Here is a 16,309-nt window from a genome sequence, read left to right as displayed (position 1 = left end):
ATGAATATTTTGGTGATTGATACAAGTAACCAACCACTGCTCGTCGGCTTAGGAAAAGACGGCCAATTACTCGACACATTTCAAACAGACAAGCCAAAAAACCATTCAATTGATCTTTTGCCAGCGATTAAGTCGCTTCTGGCCGCTCAGGAATTAACGATACAAGATATCGATCAAATTGCTGTTGCCAAGGGGCCAGGATCTTTTACGGGTTTGCGCATTGGCTTGACGGTTGGTAAGGTCTTAGCGGACACGCTGAAAAAGCCACTTCTAGCTATTTCATCTTTGCAAAGCTTGGCCAAGCAGGTCCAACTAAAGCAACAACCTGATGTACTAGCAGCCGAGAATTCCATGGTCGACAATTTTCATGCGGGGCAGATAGCCAGGGACACGGTTGTGTTGGTCCTCTTTGATGCCCGCAATCAAAATGTTTTTGCCGGTGCTTATTTGGGCGATACGGTCGTCTTGGCGGATGGCCATTATCCATTGGAGGAGGTCTTGGCCCTTGTTAGCCAGGTAGCCGAGCCGGTGGTTGTAGTTGGGGATGGGTTGCATTTCCAGGACACGATTGAAGAGGCCTTATCAAATCAGTCCCTCAAGATTTTGGATCATGACCAGTCATTACCAACGGGGACTGGCCTTTTGGCTCTTTCAGCCACAACGACACCCGTTGAAAATATTGATGACTTGACGCCATCATACTTAAGAAAAACCCAGGCGGAATTAAACTGGGAACAAAATCATCAAGATGACGGGCAGGGCAAACCCTATGTTTTTAAAGTTTAAAAGAAAACAAAAAGAGCGGCCGGTCGCTCAAACATTGGTCGACTTTCCTGGAGAGTTTTTTCAAGCTGCTGGAGAAGAGCTATTATTACGAGTAGCAACTGTTTCCGATATTCCCGGACTCGTTGCCATTCAAGAAGCGGTCTATAATGGTTACGCACCCTGGGTTTCGCGCGATTTTTACCATGAACTAACCCAAGAAAAGGATCGGCTATACTTGGTTGCCTTAAGAAAGGACCAGGTCATTGCCTTTATTGCCCTGGTCAAGCGTGATTTGGTTTCTGATTTACATATTGCCAATATTGCCGTTTTGCCGGTTTGGCAGGGACAACAGGTTGGCTCTTATCTCATTAATACGGCAAAGGCGGTTGCTCGTGAAATTGGCTTAAAAGAGCTTTCCTTGGAAGCCAGGCGGTCAAACACTGGTGCCTTGGCCCTCTATGACCACCATGGTTTTACGGTTATTGATGTTGTGGAACATTATTATATTGATAACCATGAAGATGCAATTTCAATGGTACTCGACCTTGAACATTAAAAGAGCAACAATTGAGGATAGTCCAAGAATTCACCAAATCGCTTTGGCGGCCTTTTTAAGGGACCAGGTACCAAAACGGTTAATCGATGAGCAGTTGGCAGCTGGACGGGTGACCTACTTATTAGCAGAAAGTGCAATGTCCGCTTCTGCTAAAAGAGTTTTAAATGATGGGACTGTTGAGAACAACCCAATTGTCGGCTTTTTATCTTACCGAGCCATCTTGGACGAGGTCGACCTCTCTTTTTTGGCAGTTGATCCAGCTTTCCAGGGGCTAGGAATTGCTCGTGAGTTAATGCAGGCTTTTTGTGAGCAAAATTACGGGCAAACGGCTTACTTAGAAGTGGCTGAAAACAATCTTCCTGCCCGCCGGTTGTACGAAAAGTTTGGCTTTGAAATTTATGCCCGTCGCGATGGTTACTACCATGACGGTCAAACAGCCATCTTAATGGAGAAGAATTTATGACAACTTTAATTGCCTTTGAATCAAGTGCTGACGAGACTTCAGTCGCCATTGTCAAGGACGGTCAGACCGTCTTGAGCAATGCGGTGGCAACTCAAATTAATTCGCACCAACGTTTTGGTGGGATCGTACCTGAGGTTGCTTCCCGCCACCATCTTGAATGGATTACGAAGACTTTAGACATTGCCTTAGCGGATGCGCAGGTTGAGCCAAAAGACCTTGATGGTGTGGCCGTGACTTATGGCCCAGGTTTGGTCGGTTCTTTGCTAGTCGGTTTAATGGGGGCAAAAACCTTTGCAATGGCTCATGGCCTGCCGTTGATTCCAGTCAACCATTTGGCCGGCCACATTGCGGCTGCTAATTTTAACCGACCAATTATTTTTCCTGCTTTGGCATTGATGGTTTCTGGTGGTCATACGGAATTGGTCTTGATGAAAGAGCCCAATGATTTCCACATCTTGGGTGAAACCTTTGATGATGCCGCTGGTGAATCCTATGATAAGGTTGGTCGGTTGTTGAACTTGTCATACCCAGCCGGGAAGGCAATCGATGACCTGGCCCATCAGGGACAGGTCACCATCGACTTTCCACAATCGATGGCCAAAGAAGCCGGTTATAACTTTTCCTTCTCTGGTTTAAAATCAGCCGTAATCAATCAGGTCCACAACGCTGAGCAGCGCGGTGAAACCATCAAGGAAGAAGACCTGGCGGCTTCTTTCCAGGCTGCAGTTATTAAGGCGCTGGTCGGTCGTACAAAACGGGCCTTGACTGACTTTCCGGTGAAGTCACTCGTGTTAGCTGGTGGAGTGGCTGCTAACAGTGGTTTGCGTGCTGCGTTAACTGATTTAATGGCTGATTTTTCAAACATTGACTTTATCCCGGTGCCCAAGCAGTATACTGGTGATAATGCAGCCATGATTGGTGCGGCTGGCTATTGGAACTATCAAGACAAGATTTTTGCTGATCTTGATTTGAACACAAATCCAGGCCTTGATTTTCCGTTGATTGACCTTGACCAGCAGGATAATGAATAAAAATATTTGTGAAAAATGAGCGAATAGATAGGAAAACCCACAATCTATGCTATAATAAATATAATTTAGTTCACAAAGTGAAATGGAGACGCCATGGACGAGCAAGCAAAGATTCCACGAGCAACCGCCAAACGGTTGCCCATCTACTACCGTTATTTAACGTTTTTAAATGATGCCGGCACTAACCGGATTTCTTCTGCTGAATTGGCTGAAGCAACCAAGTTTGATGCTGCAACGATTCGCCGTGATTTTTCATATTTTGGTGCTTTAGGCAAACGAGGCTATGGTTACGATGTTGAGGCCTTGTTAGAATTTTTTGCCAAGGTTTTGGACCAAAATTCATTGATTAATGTGGCTTTGATTGGGGTTGGCCATTTGGGCCAGGCTCTTTTGAATTTTAACTTCCACCAATCATCAAACATGCGAATTGCCGCTGCCTTTGATATTAATGAAAACCGGGGCAAGATTTTATCCGGGGTACCAATTTATGACATGAGTGAATTGGAAGAACAAATCAAAGCTCAACGGATTAACATCGCCATTTTGACGGTGCCACAAGGTGTCGCCCAGGAAATTACGGATACTTTGGTGGCAGCCGGGGTCAAAGGAATTATGAACTTTACACCGTTACGAGTTTCTGTACCAAAGGGTGTTCGGGTTCAAAACGTTGATTTAACTAACGAACTCCAAACGTTGGTTTATTTTATTCAGAACTATGCCTCAATCACGACGGGAAAGTAAGAATATGACGGTCTTAGATTTAACACAGCCAGATCAAGTCCAAAGATATCAAGACTTTGTTAAGACGGCGGCTAAGGGTCAAGTTACCCAAGACCCACTTTGGGGTGACTTGAAGGCTAATTGGGGCCACCTATACCTCTACCATGAAAATGAGAATGGCGACATTGATGCAGCGCTGGCGGTTTTAACTATCGAAGCCGTACCAGGAAAGCTATTGGCATACTGCCCAAAGGGACCTGTTGCTGACGTGACTAATGTCGCCTTGGTCAAGGAATTGGTCCAAGAAGCACTAGCTAATCTGCCAGAAAATGTCTTTTTAGTTCGAATGGATCCAGAGGTACTCTACAACCAAGATTTAGATCAGGCTTACCAAGACGCTGGTTTTTTGACCCGTAACGTTAAAGTCGAGAATATGCATGGCAACATTCAACCACGTAAAAACGTGGTTTTGTTCTATGATGGTCGCGGTGAAGGAGCACAACCAATCACTGATGAAGCCAGCTTGATGAAACACTTCAAAAGCGATTATCGTAATCAAATTCGCCGGGCCATCAAGGATGGTGTCACAGTCACCTCAGGTCGTAACAAGGAAGACATTGAGGCCTTCTTTAAGACCTATACGATGATGGCTCAGGCTCAGGGAATTACCCACCGGCCAATCGAATACTTTTATCGCATGCAAGAACTCTGGGCCGATTCTGATTTGTTCCGGGTTTTCTTGGCTCATTATGACGGTCAAGTAATTGCGGCTGGAATTGGCTTTGGATATGGGGAAAAAATTTGGTATATGTATGCTGGATCAAACCGTGAATTTGCCAAGCATTACGGTCCCTACCTCGTGCAGTGGGAAATGTTGAAGTGGGGTCTTTCCTTAGGAAAGGTTGCTTATGATTTCGGTGGTGTTGGTGAATTTGACCATACTGACGGTTTGTATAAGTTTAAGCACGGTTTCGCCTATCATGACCCACAGGTTGCCTATATTGGGGAACTTGATTGGGTTGTTGACCAGGTAGCCTATCAGAAATACTTAGAACAATTTGCCTAGCCGATAATGGTAGCCCCTAGTTGTGTGAACTAGTCGACTAGCAAACAAGACAAGAAAGGCATCCAATGAGCATTAAAATGATTGCATCCGATATGGATGGTACGTTTTTATCCGGTGAAGATAGTTATGATCAAGAGCACTTTGCTCGGGTTTTGTCACAATTAAAGGAAAAGGGTGTGCGCTTTGTCGCAGCCTCCGGTCGACAAGTGGCCAATTTAAAGGAGTTGTTTGAGCCAATGGCCGCTTACGATTTGTTGGATCAAATTGACTTTGTCGGTTCAAATGGGTCGGTAGTAACGACACCAGGACAAGAACTATATGCGGTTTATCTGACACCTGAACAAATTCGCAAGGTGATTGATTGGAACGCCTTGAACCCTCAATCAGCCGACAATGTGATTGTTTTGGCTGGGGTCAATGGCACTTATATTTCCAACCACGTCAGTCAAGAATTTAAGGAAATGCTTTCGATGTTCTATCCGAATGTCGTCCAGGTTGAAAAACTCTTGAAGATTGACGACAAGATTTTAGGTGTTTCTTTTGTTTGGCCGCATGAAGAGGTTCAGGAACACGTTCAACAATTGGAAGCCGTTTTTGGCGCAGAAGTTCACGTTACCGGTTCTGGTTTTGGCTCCGTTGATGTTTTACCCAAGGGAGTCGATAAGGCGGCGGCCTTGGAAGTTCTTCAAGATTATTACAACATCGCGGATAACGAAGTGATGGTCTTTGGTGATAATACCAATGATTTGGAAATGTTGGCGAGATATGACAACTCTTATCTCATGCCAAATGCGATGCCATTAATGCACGATGCCCATAAGCGTTTGGCCTTAAAGACAAACGTCCAGGATGGCGTGTTAGCAACCATTGAAAGCGAATTGAAGCTTGATCATCAGGTTGAAATGGATTAAAAAAAAGACTCAGCCGAGTCTTTTTTTCTTGCCTCTTAAATTGGTTTTGTGCCCTGGACCTTGGCCGAAGACGATGCTTAATTGGTTTCCTGCTCAGGGATGCCAAAATAATTAACACCAATAGCGAACAAAACACCGATAAAGGTATCGACAATTCGCAAGAAGACGTAGTCGATAGTGGCATCCATTGGTATGGTTAAAGCAATCAACAGAAGGGCAGCGAGACCACCGACGATTCCCAGACTACAGTTTAGCGCGTTCAGGATAACAATCGTGCAGATAACAAAAACTGGAATAATGACGATTGGCATCCAGCTATTGTGGTGCGTAAATTCACGAATCAAAAAGTAAAGCAATGAGAAGAAACCACCAACACTATTTGATAGTAAACGAATTTTGGCGAATTGAATGGTATTGTCCCAATCTTCTCGAAGAGCGAAGACGGCCGCTAAGGCGGGAACCGATGCTGGTCGGTCGACAAAGTGATAAACGAGTAAGACCAACATCACAACAATGGCGGTCTTCAGGGTCCGCATGCCGACGTGGATCTGTAACTTTTTCATGGAGTACTCCTATTTTATTGATAGTATTTAGCGTATCATAGATATTAAAATAAAGGTAATGATTGTTCAATCAGTGAGGTAAAACATGATTAAAAATACAATACTTGATCAACTACATGATCACCAATCAATTCGTTCCTTCTCCGATCGGCCAGTGACCGACGAGGAAGTCGAGGCGATTTTCTCTGCGGCCCTTGCCGGACCAAATATGCAAAACTTTCAACCAGTCACCTTTATTGAAATTACCGACCAAGACCTTAAGAAATCAGTCACTGAAAAGGTGAAAATGAAGTATATTGAAAATGCTACTCGGTATTTTGTTGTTACAGTCGATTGGCACAAGGTTTTGTTAAATCAGGACGCTGAAACCCGGGCGATTATGGAAGAGCGAATCCAGCACTACCAATATTTGGAGGGTGGGATTGTTTCAGCTTCGATTGCCTTGGGCCGTGCTCAGGTGGCGGCTGAATCGCTTGGAATTGGCTCTGTAACAATGGCCGGTGCAATGGGTGCTTTTGAACTATACGAAAGGGAGTTAAACTTACCAAAGTATGTCAAACCGATTATGGGCTTTTCGCTTGGCTACCCTGATCAAAAGCCAGGGATCAAGCCTAAACTACCATTGACTGGTTCGTTGATGAAGGATCATTACGATGACGAGCAAATGATGGTCGCTATTAAGGAATATGATCAAACGATGGCGACTTACTTTAAGAGTCGCGATATTGATGCCAATTGGACGAAGCATAACGCCTCTTTGTTAACAAAGGGTGCTGCTAACACTGCTCTGTCGCAATACCCCCATGATAAGGGATTCGATTTAAAATAAAATAAAGATGGCTAAAAAGTCGTGCGACCTCTATTGTTAGGGCTCGCAACCGGCTTTTTCTTTTGAACAAAACTAATTTCACCGTGTTGACAAATAGGTCGAAGGTGCTATACTAAAGTCAGATTAGCACTCGATGTATACGAGTGCTAAAAATACAAACGGAGGTTGTGATCCATGTTAAAGCCCTTAGGAGACCGCGTGGTCGTTAGTGTTGCAGAACAAAGTGAAAAGACAGTTGGTGGCATTGTCTTAGCCGCAAATACGCAAGAAAAGCCAGTAACCGGTAAGGTGGTGGCAACGGGGAGTGGCTTGGTAGCCGATTCAGGCCAGAAGCTTGACATGACAGTCAAAGAAGGGGATCAAGTTTTGTTTGATAAGTTTGCCGGTCAGGAATTAACTTATAATGGTCAATCATACTTGGCTCTCCATGAAAAAGACATTATCGCCATCGTTAATTAAACAGCAATTAAAAAACAATTAGCACGAATAATGATGATTTCAATCAATTTTGGTTAAAGGAGTAAAGAAATGGCAAAGGAATTGAAGTTTGCAGAAGATGCTCGATCAAAGATGAAGGTCGGAGTTGACAAGTTGGCTGACACTGTTAAAACGACTATCGGACCAAAAGGTCGTAACGTTGTTTTGGAAGAGTCTTATGGTTCACCAATTATTACCAATGATGGGGTCACAATTGCTAAGGCGATTGAATTAGAGGACCACTTTGAAAATATGGGGGCCAAGTTGGTGGCTGAAGTTGCTTCAAAAACGAATGACATTGCGGGTGATGGTACCACCACTGCCACCGTTTTGACTCAAGCGATTGTTGGTGAAGGACTCAAGAACGTGACGGCTGGTGCAAACCCAGTTGGTATTCGAACTGGTATTGAAAAGGCAACGGCAGCTGCCGTTGCTAAGTTGCATGAAATGTCTCACACGGTTTCGACTAAGGACGAGATTGCACAGATTGCTTCGATTTCAGCAGCTAACGATGAAGTTGGCTCCTTGATTGCTGAAGCAATGGAAAAGGTTGGCAATGATGGTGTGATTACTATCGAAGAATCAAAGGGGATTGAAACCACTTTGGACGTTGTCGAAGGAATGCAATTTGACCGTGGATACATGTCACAGTACATGGTCACTGACAACGAAAAGATGGAAGCTAATTTGGATAACCCTTATATCTTGATTACGGATAAGAAGATTGGAAATATTCAAGATATCTTACCTGTTTTGCAACAAGTTGTCGAACAGGGTCGGTCAATGTTGATTATCGCTGATGATATTACTGGTGAAGCTTTGCCAACTTTGGTTTTGAACAAGATGCGTGGTACCTTTAACGTTGTTGCTGTCAAGGCACCTGGTTTTGGTGACCGTCGTAAGGCCATGTTGGAAGATATTGCTATCTTAACTGGTGGTACAGTTGTCACGGATGATCTTGGTTTAAATTTGAAGGATGTGACTATCGAACAATTGGGCCAAGCAAATAAGGTCAACATCACAAAAGACAATACGACTATTGTTGAGGGTGCCGGTGACAAGGAAGCCGTGAAGGAACGGGTTGACTTGATTAAGCAACAAATTGCCGACAGCACTTCAGAATTTGACAAGGAGAAGTTGCAGGAACGTTTGGCTAAGTTGGCAGGCGGTGTGGCCGTGATTAACGTTGGGGCTGCTACTGAAACGGAATTGAAGGAACGTAAGTATCGAATTGAGGACGCTTTAAATGCTACTCGAGCTGCCGTTGAAGAAGGCTTTGTCGCTGGTGGCGGTACAGCTTTGGTCAACGCCATGGCTGCCGCTGCTGCCGTTGAAGCTACGGGTGACGTGGCCACAGGTGTTAAGACTGTTGTGGCAGCTCTTGAGGCTCCGGTTCGTCAAATTGCTGAAAACGCAGGCTTGGAAGGCTCTGTCATCGTCAACAAGTTGAAGGAACAACCAGAAGGAACTGGCTACAATGCCAAGACTGATGAATGGGTTGATATGGTCAAGGCAGGAATCGTCGACCCAACGAAGGTAACGCGTTCTGCTTTGCAAAACGCCGCCTCTGTTTCAGCCTTGTTGCTGACAACGGAAGCCGTTGTTGCCGAATTGCCAAAGGAAGACGCACCAATGCCAGCAGCTGCTCAGGGCATGCCGGGGATGATGTAAAAAGAAGGCATTTCTGCTAAAATGTTTTGAAATAAGTGCTAAAGAAAGGAGTAGTCCAATTTGGGTTACTTCTTTCTTTTTTCTAAAAAAATCAGATGGACCGACTGCTTCCTTGTGCTAGAATAAAGTAACGGAGGGAACTTATGACGTTTTATAGTGTTGATTATTTAACCAAGCAAAATAACTTAACCAATACCGTCGTCATCTTACTGGTGGCCTTGACCTTTGTCCTGTTGGCTGTTGGTTTGGTAGCAACTTTTCGTCATCGCTTTAATACGCGCTATCGTGATTTGACGATCATTGCTTTTTTATTTTTTGTTTTTTTTGCGGGTGTTCAGTTTACTGATTTGCAAAACACAAATATCAGAAATTCACAGCAAAGTCAGATGACGGCCTTTGTTAAAAACTATGTCAAAGCACAGCATGTTAAAATCGACGATGTCTATTTTAATTCGACTTCGCTCGTTGATGGCATGATTGCTAAAGAAGGCAAGAATTATTACCAAATTGGCCTTTCAAAGGACGGCCTGTCCTATACCAGGACCCAGGTTTATTTGATTAATGCGAATGTGGAGGTACAACGATGAGTTTTTACTTACCGATTATTTTAAAGTTGGGCATCGGCCTGATTGCCTTGATCGTTCAAATTAATATTTTTGGAAAGGGAAATTTGGCTCCATCAAATGCCTTAGACCAAGTTCAAAACTATGTTTTAGGTGGTATCATTGGAGGAACCATTTATACGGCAACAATTACCGTTTTTCAGTTCATCATCGTGCTTGTGATCTGGACACTTTGGGTAATGATTTTGAAGTTCTTAAAAGAACATAATCGTTTGGCAAAAAAGATTATTGATGGCACACCAAAGGTTGTGATTGATCGCGGTCAGATTGATGTTGATGCTGTCGTAATGGCCGGCCAGTCGGCTTCTGATTTGATGTTTAAGCTCCGGGAACATGAAGTTTACGATGTTTCCAAAGTGAAGCGAGCCGTGATTGAACAAAACGGTCAGCTGACTGTGATTGAATATGGCGATCAGAATCCCAAATATCCGATTATTTATGATGGCCAGGCGAACTTTGATGTCTTAGATGCCATTGATCAAGACGAAGACTGGTTGGAAAATCAGGTGATTGCCGAAGGCTATGCTGGTATTAATGATATCTTCGTTGGCGAATACATTCAGGGGAAGATTCGGTTGACCCCTTATAATCAAAGTGATCAAAAGAAGTAAACGCTTGTTGTCAAGGCGAGCGTAGAAAGGATTTTTCATTGACGCTTAAAAAAATCTATCATCGCGCTCGCACTAGTCGAGTTTGGACGATTGTGGTGCCAATGCTTGTTGGCATTGCTTATTCGTGGTGGCGTTACCAACGACTTTTGTTTTGGCCAAGCTTATTGCTGGTAGTGACGGTCGCTGTAGTCAAGCTTGCCTATGATTGGTGGTTTGACCAGTACCCGAGTCATTCAATTTGGATTTTGCGGCTGAAACGGGTCATTGACGTTATCTTGCCATACTTTTTAATTGTTTTAATGCTGCTCTTGAATACAAAATTCAAGCCAACTGCGGGACTTTTAACCGTTTGGTTCGGAATTGCGTTTCCCTCGATTGCCTTTTCGCTGTCAATTTCAATTGCCAAGGACGTTCGCAAAATTCGCGCAGAGGAAATTAGTACAAAGGAGTTCCAGCATGCTCAAAGTCGGGCCAGTTGGGTACGTCCGATTTTCTTGCTTTTACCGGTTCTGGCCTATGCAGAAATCTTCTTGCTAACGCTATCGGGTTACCTGCCACTGCTTGCTTGGGCAATGATTGTTTTGTTTCCATTAGTTTTTGCTCAGGCTTTGGCGGTTGGCTTAGAATCAGATTTGGATAAGTCAGCTGATTTACCGGCTCGTAACCTCTTTTTGACAGGGATTGCCCTTGTCTTAGTACTAATAATTGCCGGTGCTTGAATATCAAAAAAGAAAACCGATGACTGTGAGGTCTGAACCCTGAAGTTTAGGATTCAGATCACGACTGTCATCGGTTTTTTTAGCGCTTAAACAAATTCATTTAAGTTTTCAACGGATTGGACTTGGAACCGCTTGCGTTCAAGTTTTGTGATAATCTTACGCAGGATGGGAGAGTCTTTTGTTAGTGGCAGGGTAAAGAGGATTGATTTCGGCTCGTTTTTCTCGTTTTGAATGGAAAGAACGGACTCGATATTCGTGTAGCGGGTGATAACCCGAGTGATTTGTTGTAGATTTCCCCGTTCTTCTTGCTTGGTCTTTACAGCAAGCGAAACACCACCCTTTTGGAGGGACCATGACTGTGACAAGAGGTCCATTAAGGAGGAATGGGTAAGAACGCCAATAAAGTGGTGGGCGTCATCAACCACAGCGATGTGAGGTAGGTCACGAATAGCGAAGAAAAGTTCATAGAAATCAGCCGAAGTTGAGATAAACTTGGTTGAATTGCGCATAATCGAGGTGGCCCGCTTGCTTGTGTCACCGCCACGAGCAATATACTCATAAACGTGTTGACGGTAAACATTACCACGGAAGAGGTGACCAGTGGTATCTAGAATTGGAATTGTGCGGATGTGATCGGCTTTTTTACTTTCAAACAGTTCGTAGACTTCTTTAATGGTGGTGTCTTCGCTGATGGTGAGTAATTGATTCTTAGGGACGATCAAAGACTTTGGAAACATAGATTTGCCTGCCTTTATAAAAGTTATTTCTTTGCTCTATCCTAACATATTTATGTGTCAAACTTGCGTGTTATAATGATAAGATTAGGATGTTAGTAGAAATGTTTGAAAGGGAACCCTGATGAAATTTATTTTTGGTCTTGGAAATATTGGTGAGAGCTATGATTTGACGAGACATAACATTGGCTTTATGGCCTTAGACCACTTTGCGGCTAGTCAGGGGGTCGAATTTGTACCAACGAAACTGTATGCATCGGCGGCCAAGGCTGTGATTGATGGGGAAGTGGTTTGGTTGGTTAAGCCAAGTACTTATATGAACGATTCCGGTCAAGCAGTTCGGGCCTTTTTGGACTTTTACGGCGGGGATGTTGATGATATTCTCGTGTTGGCCGATGATATGGATCAATCCTTTGGCAAGATTCGCTTTCGGGCAAAGGGTTCGGCCGGCGGCCATAATGGATTAAAATCAATTATGGCTCATACGAAAACGCAAGGATTCTTGCGTTTGAAGTTTGGGATTGGCCACCCAGACCATGACCATCAGTCGGTCGTTAATTACGTCTTGGGAAAATTTTCAAAAGATGATTTAGCTACCTGGGATGACACCTTTAAAAAGGTCGACCAGGCCCTAGTGGATTGGGTTCATGGGGCCAATGCAGCTGAATTGAGTAATCAATATAATGGGTAAGCATGACGTTAACAAAATATTTAGCGAACAATGAAACAATTACGAGATTAACCGAACAACAAAAGCCTGGCGAGCGCCAGCTTTTTTTGGGTGTGAATGGGGCAGCGAAAGCGGCTTCGTTAGCCGCGCTTTATGCACGGCGACCACAGCCAATCCTGGTACTCACTGATACCCAGGCTCACTTGGAGGACTTGGCGAATAACTTGGCTGATTTAGTAGCTGAAGAGGACCTGTACCGTTTTTCGGCCGAGGAGGCACTGGCGACAGAACTTGCCGTCTCCTCTAATTCTTTCGTGACTGACCGAGTAGAGGCTTTACAGGGCTTGGCTACCGGACAAGTAGGGATTTACCTGACAAATTTGGCGGCCTTCGTTCGTTATGAGCCACAGGTGACTGACTTCACTAATGCGCAAATGCGTTTGAAGGTTGGTGAAAGTTATGACTTTCAGGATTTGAAAGCGCGGTTTTTGACACTGGGTTACCGTTTGGTTGTCCGGGTGGAAAATCCGGGTGAATATGCCCAACGGGGCTCTATTTTTGACGTTTTTCCACCGACAGCCGATAATCCTTACCGTCTCGATTTTTTTGATGATGAATTGGATATGATTAAAACCTTTGATCCGTCTAGTCAAAAGAGTGCCAATTCGGTGACGGGGGTCACGGTCTTACCAGCAACTGATTTGGTGATTGACCAAGACCGCTATCAGGCTGGTAAGACCCGTTTGGAGGAGGCCTTTTCAGCCTATCGTAAGCGTTTGCCAGGGGTGGAGAAAAAACATGCCACTGAAGGCTTTGATAGTACACAGACGGCACTTGATGAAGGCAGGCGGGACCAATCGATTCTGCCTTACGCTCAGTATTTTTTCCAAGAGAAGACGACGCTGATTGATTATTTGGGTCAAGAGGGATTATTTGTTGTTGATGATTTTGCCCGCCTGCAGGAAAGCGCCTTGTCACAGAATAGCCTTGACCAGGAATGGCTTGACCAACAGGTCGAGACTTACCAGATTTTGCCGCCATTGGCTATTAAGGAAGACTTGGAGGCTATTTTAGGTCGAGTTTCTCAGGCCGAACTTTACTTGGCCAACTTTCAGCGGGGCTTGAATAAGTTAACATTTGCTCATCTGGAAGAAATAACATCCAGGCCGGCAAACCAATACTACGGTCAAATTCCGGCTCTGTTACCGGATTTGCAGTTTGCAAAAGACCGGGGCACGACCATGGTGCTTTTAATTAGCGACCGTGATCGAGCACAAAACTTTGTGGCCACACTGAAAGACCATGATTTAACAGTGCCAATCAACCGCGAGATTCAAGCCAATCAGGTCCAAATCATTATCGGTAACCTAGGTGCTGGTTTTGAGTGGCCTAAGACCCACTTAACGGTCTTAACTGAACGGGAGTTGTTTGATAAGGCGCGGAAGCCGGTGGCTCGTCGGTCGCGGAAGATGGCCAACGCCGAACGCTTGAAGTCTTATAATGAACTTCAGGTTGGCGGCTATGTCGTGCATATTAACCATGGGATTGGTCAGTATCAGGGCTTGCAAAGTCTAGAAGCCGACGGCGGTAAACAGGACTATTTGGTAATTTTGTACCAAAAGAATGCTAAGATCTTTTTGCCGGTAACCCAGTTAAACTTGATTCAAAAGTATATTGGCGGATCAGATGCTGGTAAGAAGCCCAAGATTAACAAACTGGGCGGGACTGAATGGCAAAAGACTAAGAAGCAAGTTCAAAATAAAATTGAAGATATTGCCGACGAGCTGTTGGAACTGTACGCCGAGCGGGAGGCAAAACAGGGCTATGCCTTTCCACCCGATGATACGGCCCAATTAAAGTTTGATACGGCTTTTCCCTATCCGGAAACGCCTGATCAGGTCCGCAGTATCGAAGAGATTAAGGCCGACATGCAGCGCTTGCGGCCAATGGATCGGCTATTAGTGGGAGATGTCGGCTTCGGTAAAACCGAGGTTGCTTTGCGAGCGGTTTTCAAGGCTGCCCATGCTGGCAAGCAGGTTGCCTTTTTGGCGCCAACGACGATCCTTGTCCAACAACACTATGAGACCATGGTCGAACGCTTTGCTGATTTTCCAGAGATTCGGATTGGCCACCTGTCGCGGTTCCAAACGGCAGCAGAAAACAAGCAGACCATCCAGGCATTAAAGGATCACGAAATCGATATCGTTGTTGGCACACACCGCTTATTGAGCGCCGATGTGGCCTTTGCCGACCTAGGGTTACTAGTCATCGATGAGGAACAGCGTTTTGGTGTGAAGCACAAGGAAAAGTTAAAGCAAATCAGGACCAATGTGGATGTCTTGACGTTAACGGCGACACCAATACCACGAACGCTGAATATGGCAGTCGTTGGTGCTCGCGATTTGTCTGTGATTGAAACGCCACCATTGAACCGTTATCCAATTCAGACCTACGTGGTCGAACTCGATTGGACATTGGTGCGCGATGTGATTGGCAAGGAGTTAGCCCGCAATGGCCAGGTCTTCTATCTGCATAATCGGGTGGCTGATCTGGAGCGGATTGCGGATCAAATTCAAGATTTGGTTCCTGATGCTCGAGTCGGAGTCATTCACGGTCAAATGTCAGAAGTTCAATTGGAGGGAATTCTTTACTCCTTCTTAAATCAGGAATTCGATGTTCTGGTGACAACGACGATTATTGAGACCGGGGTGGACATTCCCAATGCGAATACGTTGATTGTTGATAATGCCGATCACATGGGATTGTCGCAGCTTTACCAGCTTCGCGGTCGCGTCGGACGATCGGCTCGGTTAGCTTATGCCTACTTTACTTATCCGTTTACTCGTACGCCAAGTGAAGAGGGACAAAAGCGGCTGGAAGCCATTCGGGACTTTACGGAGCTGGGATCTGGTTTTAAAATTGCAATGCGTGACCTATCGATTCGAGGCGCTGGCGATCTGCTTGGCAAGCAGCAACACGGCTTTATTGATTCAGTCGGGTATGATTTGTATACACAGATGCTCAAAGAGGCGGTTGCTGCAAAGCAAGGTCAACCCCAGCCGGCAGCGACACCGCAAACGGATGCCGAACTGATTTTGGGGGTATTAGCCTTCTTGCCGGATGATTATGTGGCGGATTCGGCTGAAAAAATTGATCTTTACCGTCAAATTCGTCAGGCAAAGTCAGATGAAGACTTTGAGAATGTTGAAGCGGATTTGATTGACCGCTTTGGTGACTTCCCAGATGAGGTTGGTCGCCTGTTGTTGGTTTCTCGAATCAAGAATCTGGCTGATTTGGCCGAGGTAACGCAAATAAGGCGTCAAAGGAATCAAGTAACAGTTCGCTTTGCTGAATCGATGACCAGCAAGTTAGCTGGGGAAACAATTTTCCAAGCCTTGCAGGATGTGCCTTATAAGGCGGTTGTCGATGGCAAGCAAGCTCAGTTGGCCGTCACATTAACCATTGATTTGAAAGAGGAGTCAGCGTACTGGCTCAATAACCTGCGAAACTTCCTCTTGGTTGTTTTGCAACTGACAAAAAAGGATGAAATGAATGCGAATTGATAAGTTTTTAAAGCTTTCACGGATTATTAAGCGCCGGGCCGTTGCCAAAGATTTGGCTGACCAAGGGCGGATTGAAATTAACGATAAGCGGGCTAAATCAGCTGCTAATGTTGGTACCAATGACTTGATTACGATTCATTTTGGTAATAAGACATTAGTAGTCAGGGTTTTGAAGTTGGCTGAAATCGTTAAAAAGGACGAAGCACAAGATATGTACGAAGTTGTTTCCGAGTCTTATCAGCAAGATGACAAGGAAGGTTAAATTTGTCTAAAGTCTGCTGATTCGCCTTGCAAGTCTATTGCGATTATGTCAGAATAATACTGATAAGGAGTGGGG

At 44.7% G+C, this 16,309-nt stretch carries 18 protein-coding genes; 16 read left to right on the top strand and 2 right to left on the bottom strand.

Going from position 1 to position 16,309, the window contains the following annotated elements; translation table 11 throughout:
• From tsaB to ACSYSH_RS03805, 7 genes are all read left to right on the top strand, one after another.
• Positions 1 to 786: a tRNA (adenosine(37)-N6)-threonylcarbamoyltransferase complex dimerization subunit type 1 TsaB gene (tsaB, locus tag ACSYSH_RS03835; RefSeq protein ID WP_252773491.1), complete on the top strand. Its 786-nt coding sequence runs from the start codon at positions 1 to 3 to the stop codon at positions 784 to 786.
• Positions 770 to 1,321, top strand: coding sequence for a ribosomal protein S18-alanine N-acetyltransferase (gene rimI / locus ACSYSH_RS03830; protein ID WP_252773492.1), 552 nt, complete (start codon positions 770 to 772; stop codon positions 1,319 to 1,321). The genes tsaB and rimI overlap by 17 nt, the downstream gene beginning before the upstream one ends.
• A complete protein-coding gene (locus ACSYSH_RS03825; RefSeq protein ID WP_491706140.1) occupies positions 1,311 to 1,784 on the top strand; it encodes a GNAT family N-acetyltransferase in 474 nt (157 codons plus the stop codon). The genes rimI and ACSYSH_RS03825 overlap by 11 nt, the downstream gene beginning before the upstream one ends.
• Complete coding sequence (gene tsaD / locus ACSYSH_RS03820) at positions 1,781 to 2,815, top strand: tRNA (adenosine(37)-N6)-threonylcarbamoyltransferase complex transferase subunit TsaD (RefSeq protein ID WP_491702354.1); 1,035 nt, start codon at positions 1,781 to 1,783, stop codon at positions 2,813 to 2,815. Before ACSYSH_RS03825 ends, tsaD begins: the two co-directional genes overlap by 4 nt.
• 93 nt (positions 2,816 to 2,908) lie before the next feature.
• Positions 2,909 to 3,556 carry a redox-sensing transcriptional repressor Rex gene (locus ACSYSH_RS03815; protein ID WP_047974671.1) on the top strand — a complete coding sequence of 216 codons (648 nt, stop codon included), beginning with the start codon at positions 2,909 to 2,911 and terminating at the stop codon, positions 3,554 to 3,556.
• 4 nt (positions 3,557 to 3,560) lie between these two features.
• A complete protein-coding gene (locus ACSYSH_RS03810) occupies positions 3,561 to 4,601 on the top strand; it encodes a lipid II:glycine glycyltransferase FemX (RefSeq protein WP_489816041.1) in 1,041 nt (346 codons plus the stop codon).
• Between the two features lie 65 nt (positions 4,602 to 4,666).
• Positions 4,667 to 5,512 carry a Cof-type HAD-IIB family hydrolase gene (locus ACSYSH_RS03805; protein ID WP_252773496.1) on the top strand — a complete coding sequence of 282 codons (846 nt, stop codon included), beginning with the start codon at positions 4,667 to 4,669 and terminating at the stop codon, positions 5,510 to 5,512.
• A gap of 77 nt (positions 5,513 to 5,589) precedes the next feature.
• On the opposite strand, the gene ACSYSH_RS03800 is transcribed toward ACSYSH_RS03805, so the two are convergent.
• A complete protein-coding gene (locus tag ACSYSH_RS03800) occupies positions 5,590 to 6,075 on the bottom strand; it encodes an FUSC family protein (protein ID WP_252773497.1) in 486 nt (161 codons plus the stop codon).
• 88 nt (positions 6,076 to 6,163) lie between these two features.
• Between ACSYSH_RS03800 and ACSYSH_RS03795 the strand changes: the two genes are divergently transcribed.
• The 6 genes from ACSYSH_RS03795 (at position 6,164) to ACSYSH_RS03770 (ending at position 11,005) form a co-directional block, all read left to right on the top strand.
• Complete coding sequence (locus ACSYSH_RS03795) at positions 6,164 to 6,904, top strand: nitroreductase family protein (protein WP_491702649.1); 741 nt, start codon at positions 6,164 to 6,166, stop codon at positions 6,902 to 6,904.
• A 174-nt stretch (positions 6,905 to 7,078) separates the two neighbouring features.
• Entirely contained in the window at positions 7,079 to 7,363 is a 285-nt protein-coding gene (groES, locus tag ACSYSH_RS03790) for a co-chaperone GroES (protein ID WP_252773498.1), read from the top strand.
• Between the two features lie 69 nt (positions 7,364 to 7,432).
• A complete protein-coding gene (groL, locus tag ACSYSH_RS03785; protein WP_252773499.1) occupies positions 7,433 to 9,052 on the top strand; it encodes a chaperonin GroEL in 1,620 nt (539 codons plus the stop codon).
• Between the two features lie 143 nt (positions 9,053 to 9,195).
• The gene (locus tag ACSYSH_RS03780) at positions 9,196 to 9,639 is read left to right on the top strand and encodes a DUF3290 domain-containing protein (RefSeq protein WP_252773500.1); all 444 of its coding nucleotides are present in this window, start codon (positions 9,196 to 9,198) and stop codon (positions 9,637 to 9,639) included.
• Positions 9,636 to 10,286 carry a DUF421 domain-containing protein gene (locus ACSYSH_RS03775; RefSeq protein WP_252773501.1) on the top strand — a complete coding sequence of 217 codons (651 nt, stop codon included), beginning with the start codon at positions 9,636 to 9,638 and terminating at the stop codon, positions 10,284 to 10,286. The genes ACSYSH_RS03780 and ACSYSH_RS03775 overlap by 4 nt, the downstream gene beginning before the upstream one ends.
• Before the next feature lie 38 nt (positions 10,287 to 10,324).
• The gene (locus ACSYSH_RS03770; RefSeq protein ID WP_252773502.1) at positions 10,325 to 11,005 is read left to right on the top strand and encodes a hypothetical protein; all 681 of its coding nucleotides are present in this window, start codon (positions 10,325 to 10,327) and stop codon (positions 11,003 to 11,005) included.
• A gap of 86 nt (positions 11,006 to 11,091) precedes the next feature.
• On the opposite strand, the gene cbpA is transcribed toward ACSYSH_RS03770, so the two are convergent.
• Positions 11,092 to 11,742 carry a cyclic di-AMP binding protein CbpA gene (gene cbpA, locus ACSYSH_RS03765; protein ID WP_252773503.1) on the bottom strand — a complete coding sequence of 217 codons (651 nt, stop codon included), beginning with the start codon at positions 11,740 to 11,742 and terminating at the stop codon, positions 11,092 to 11,094.
• 121 nt (positions 11,743 to 11,863) lie between these two features.
• Here cbpA and pth point away from each other — a divergent pair, with 121 nt between their 5' ends.
• The 3 genes from pth to ACSYSH_RS03750 are packed head-to-tail and all read left to right on the top strand — an operon-like array spanning position 11,864 to position 16,234.
• Positions 11,864 to 12,430: an aminoacyl-tRNA hydrolase gene (pth, locus tag ACSYSH_RS03760; protein ID WP_252773504.1), complete on the top strand. Its 567-nt coding sequence runs from the start codon at positions 11,864 to 11,866 to the stop codon at positions 12,428 to 12,430.
• Between the two features lie 2 nt (positions 12,431 to 12,432).
• Positions 12,433 to 15,972 (top strand): transcription-repair coupling factor, encoded by a 3,540-nt coding sequence (gene mfd, locus ACSYSH_RS03755; protein WP_491702355.1) that lies wholly within the window; start codon positions 12,433 to 12,435, stop codon positions 15,970 to 15,972.
• Positions 15,962 to 16,234, top strand: a complete 273-nt coding sequence (locus tag ACSYSH_RS03750; RefSeq protein WP_252773506.1) for an RNA-binding S4 domain-containing protein — start codon at positions 15,962 to 15,964, stop codon at positions 16,232 to 16,234. The genes mfd and ACSYSH_RS03750 overlap by 11 nt, the downstream gene beginning before the upstream one ends.
• The last annotated feature ends 75 nt before the right edge of the window (positions 16,235 to 16,309 follow it).

The organism is Fructobacillus sp. ESL1117 (assembly GCF_058508565.1).
Note: the sequence above shows the minus strand (reverse complement) of the source record. Positions and strands in the feature narration are given on the sequence as shown.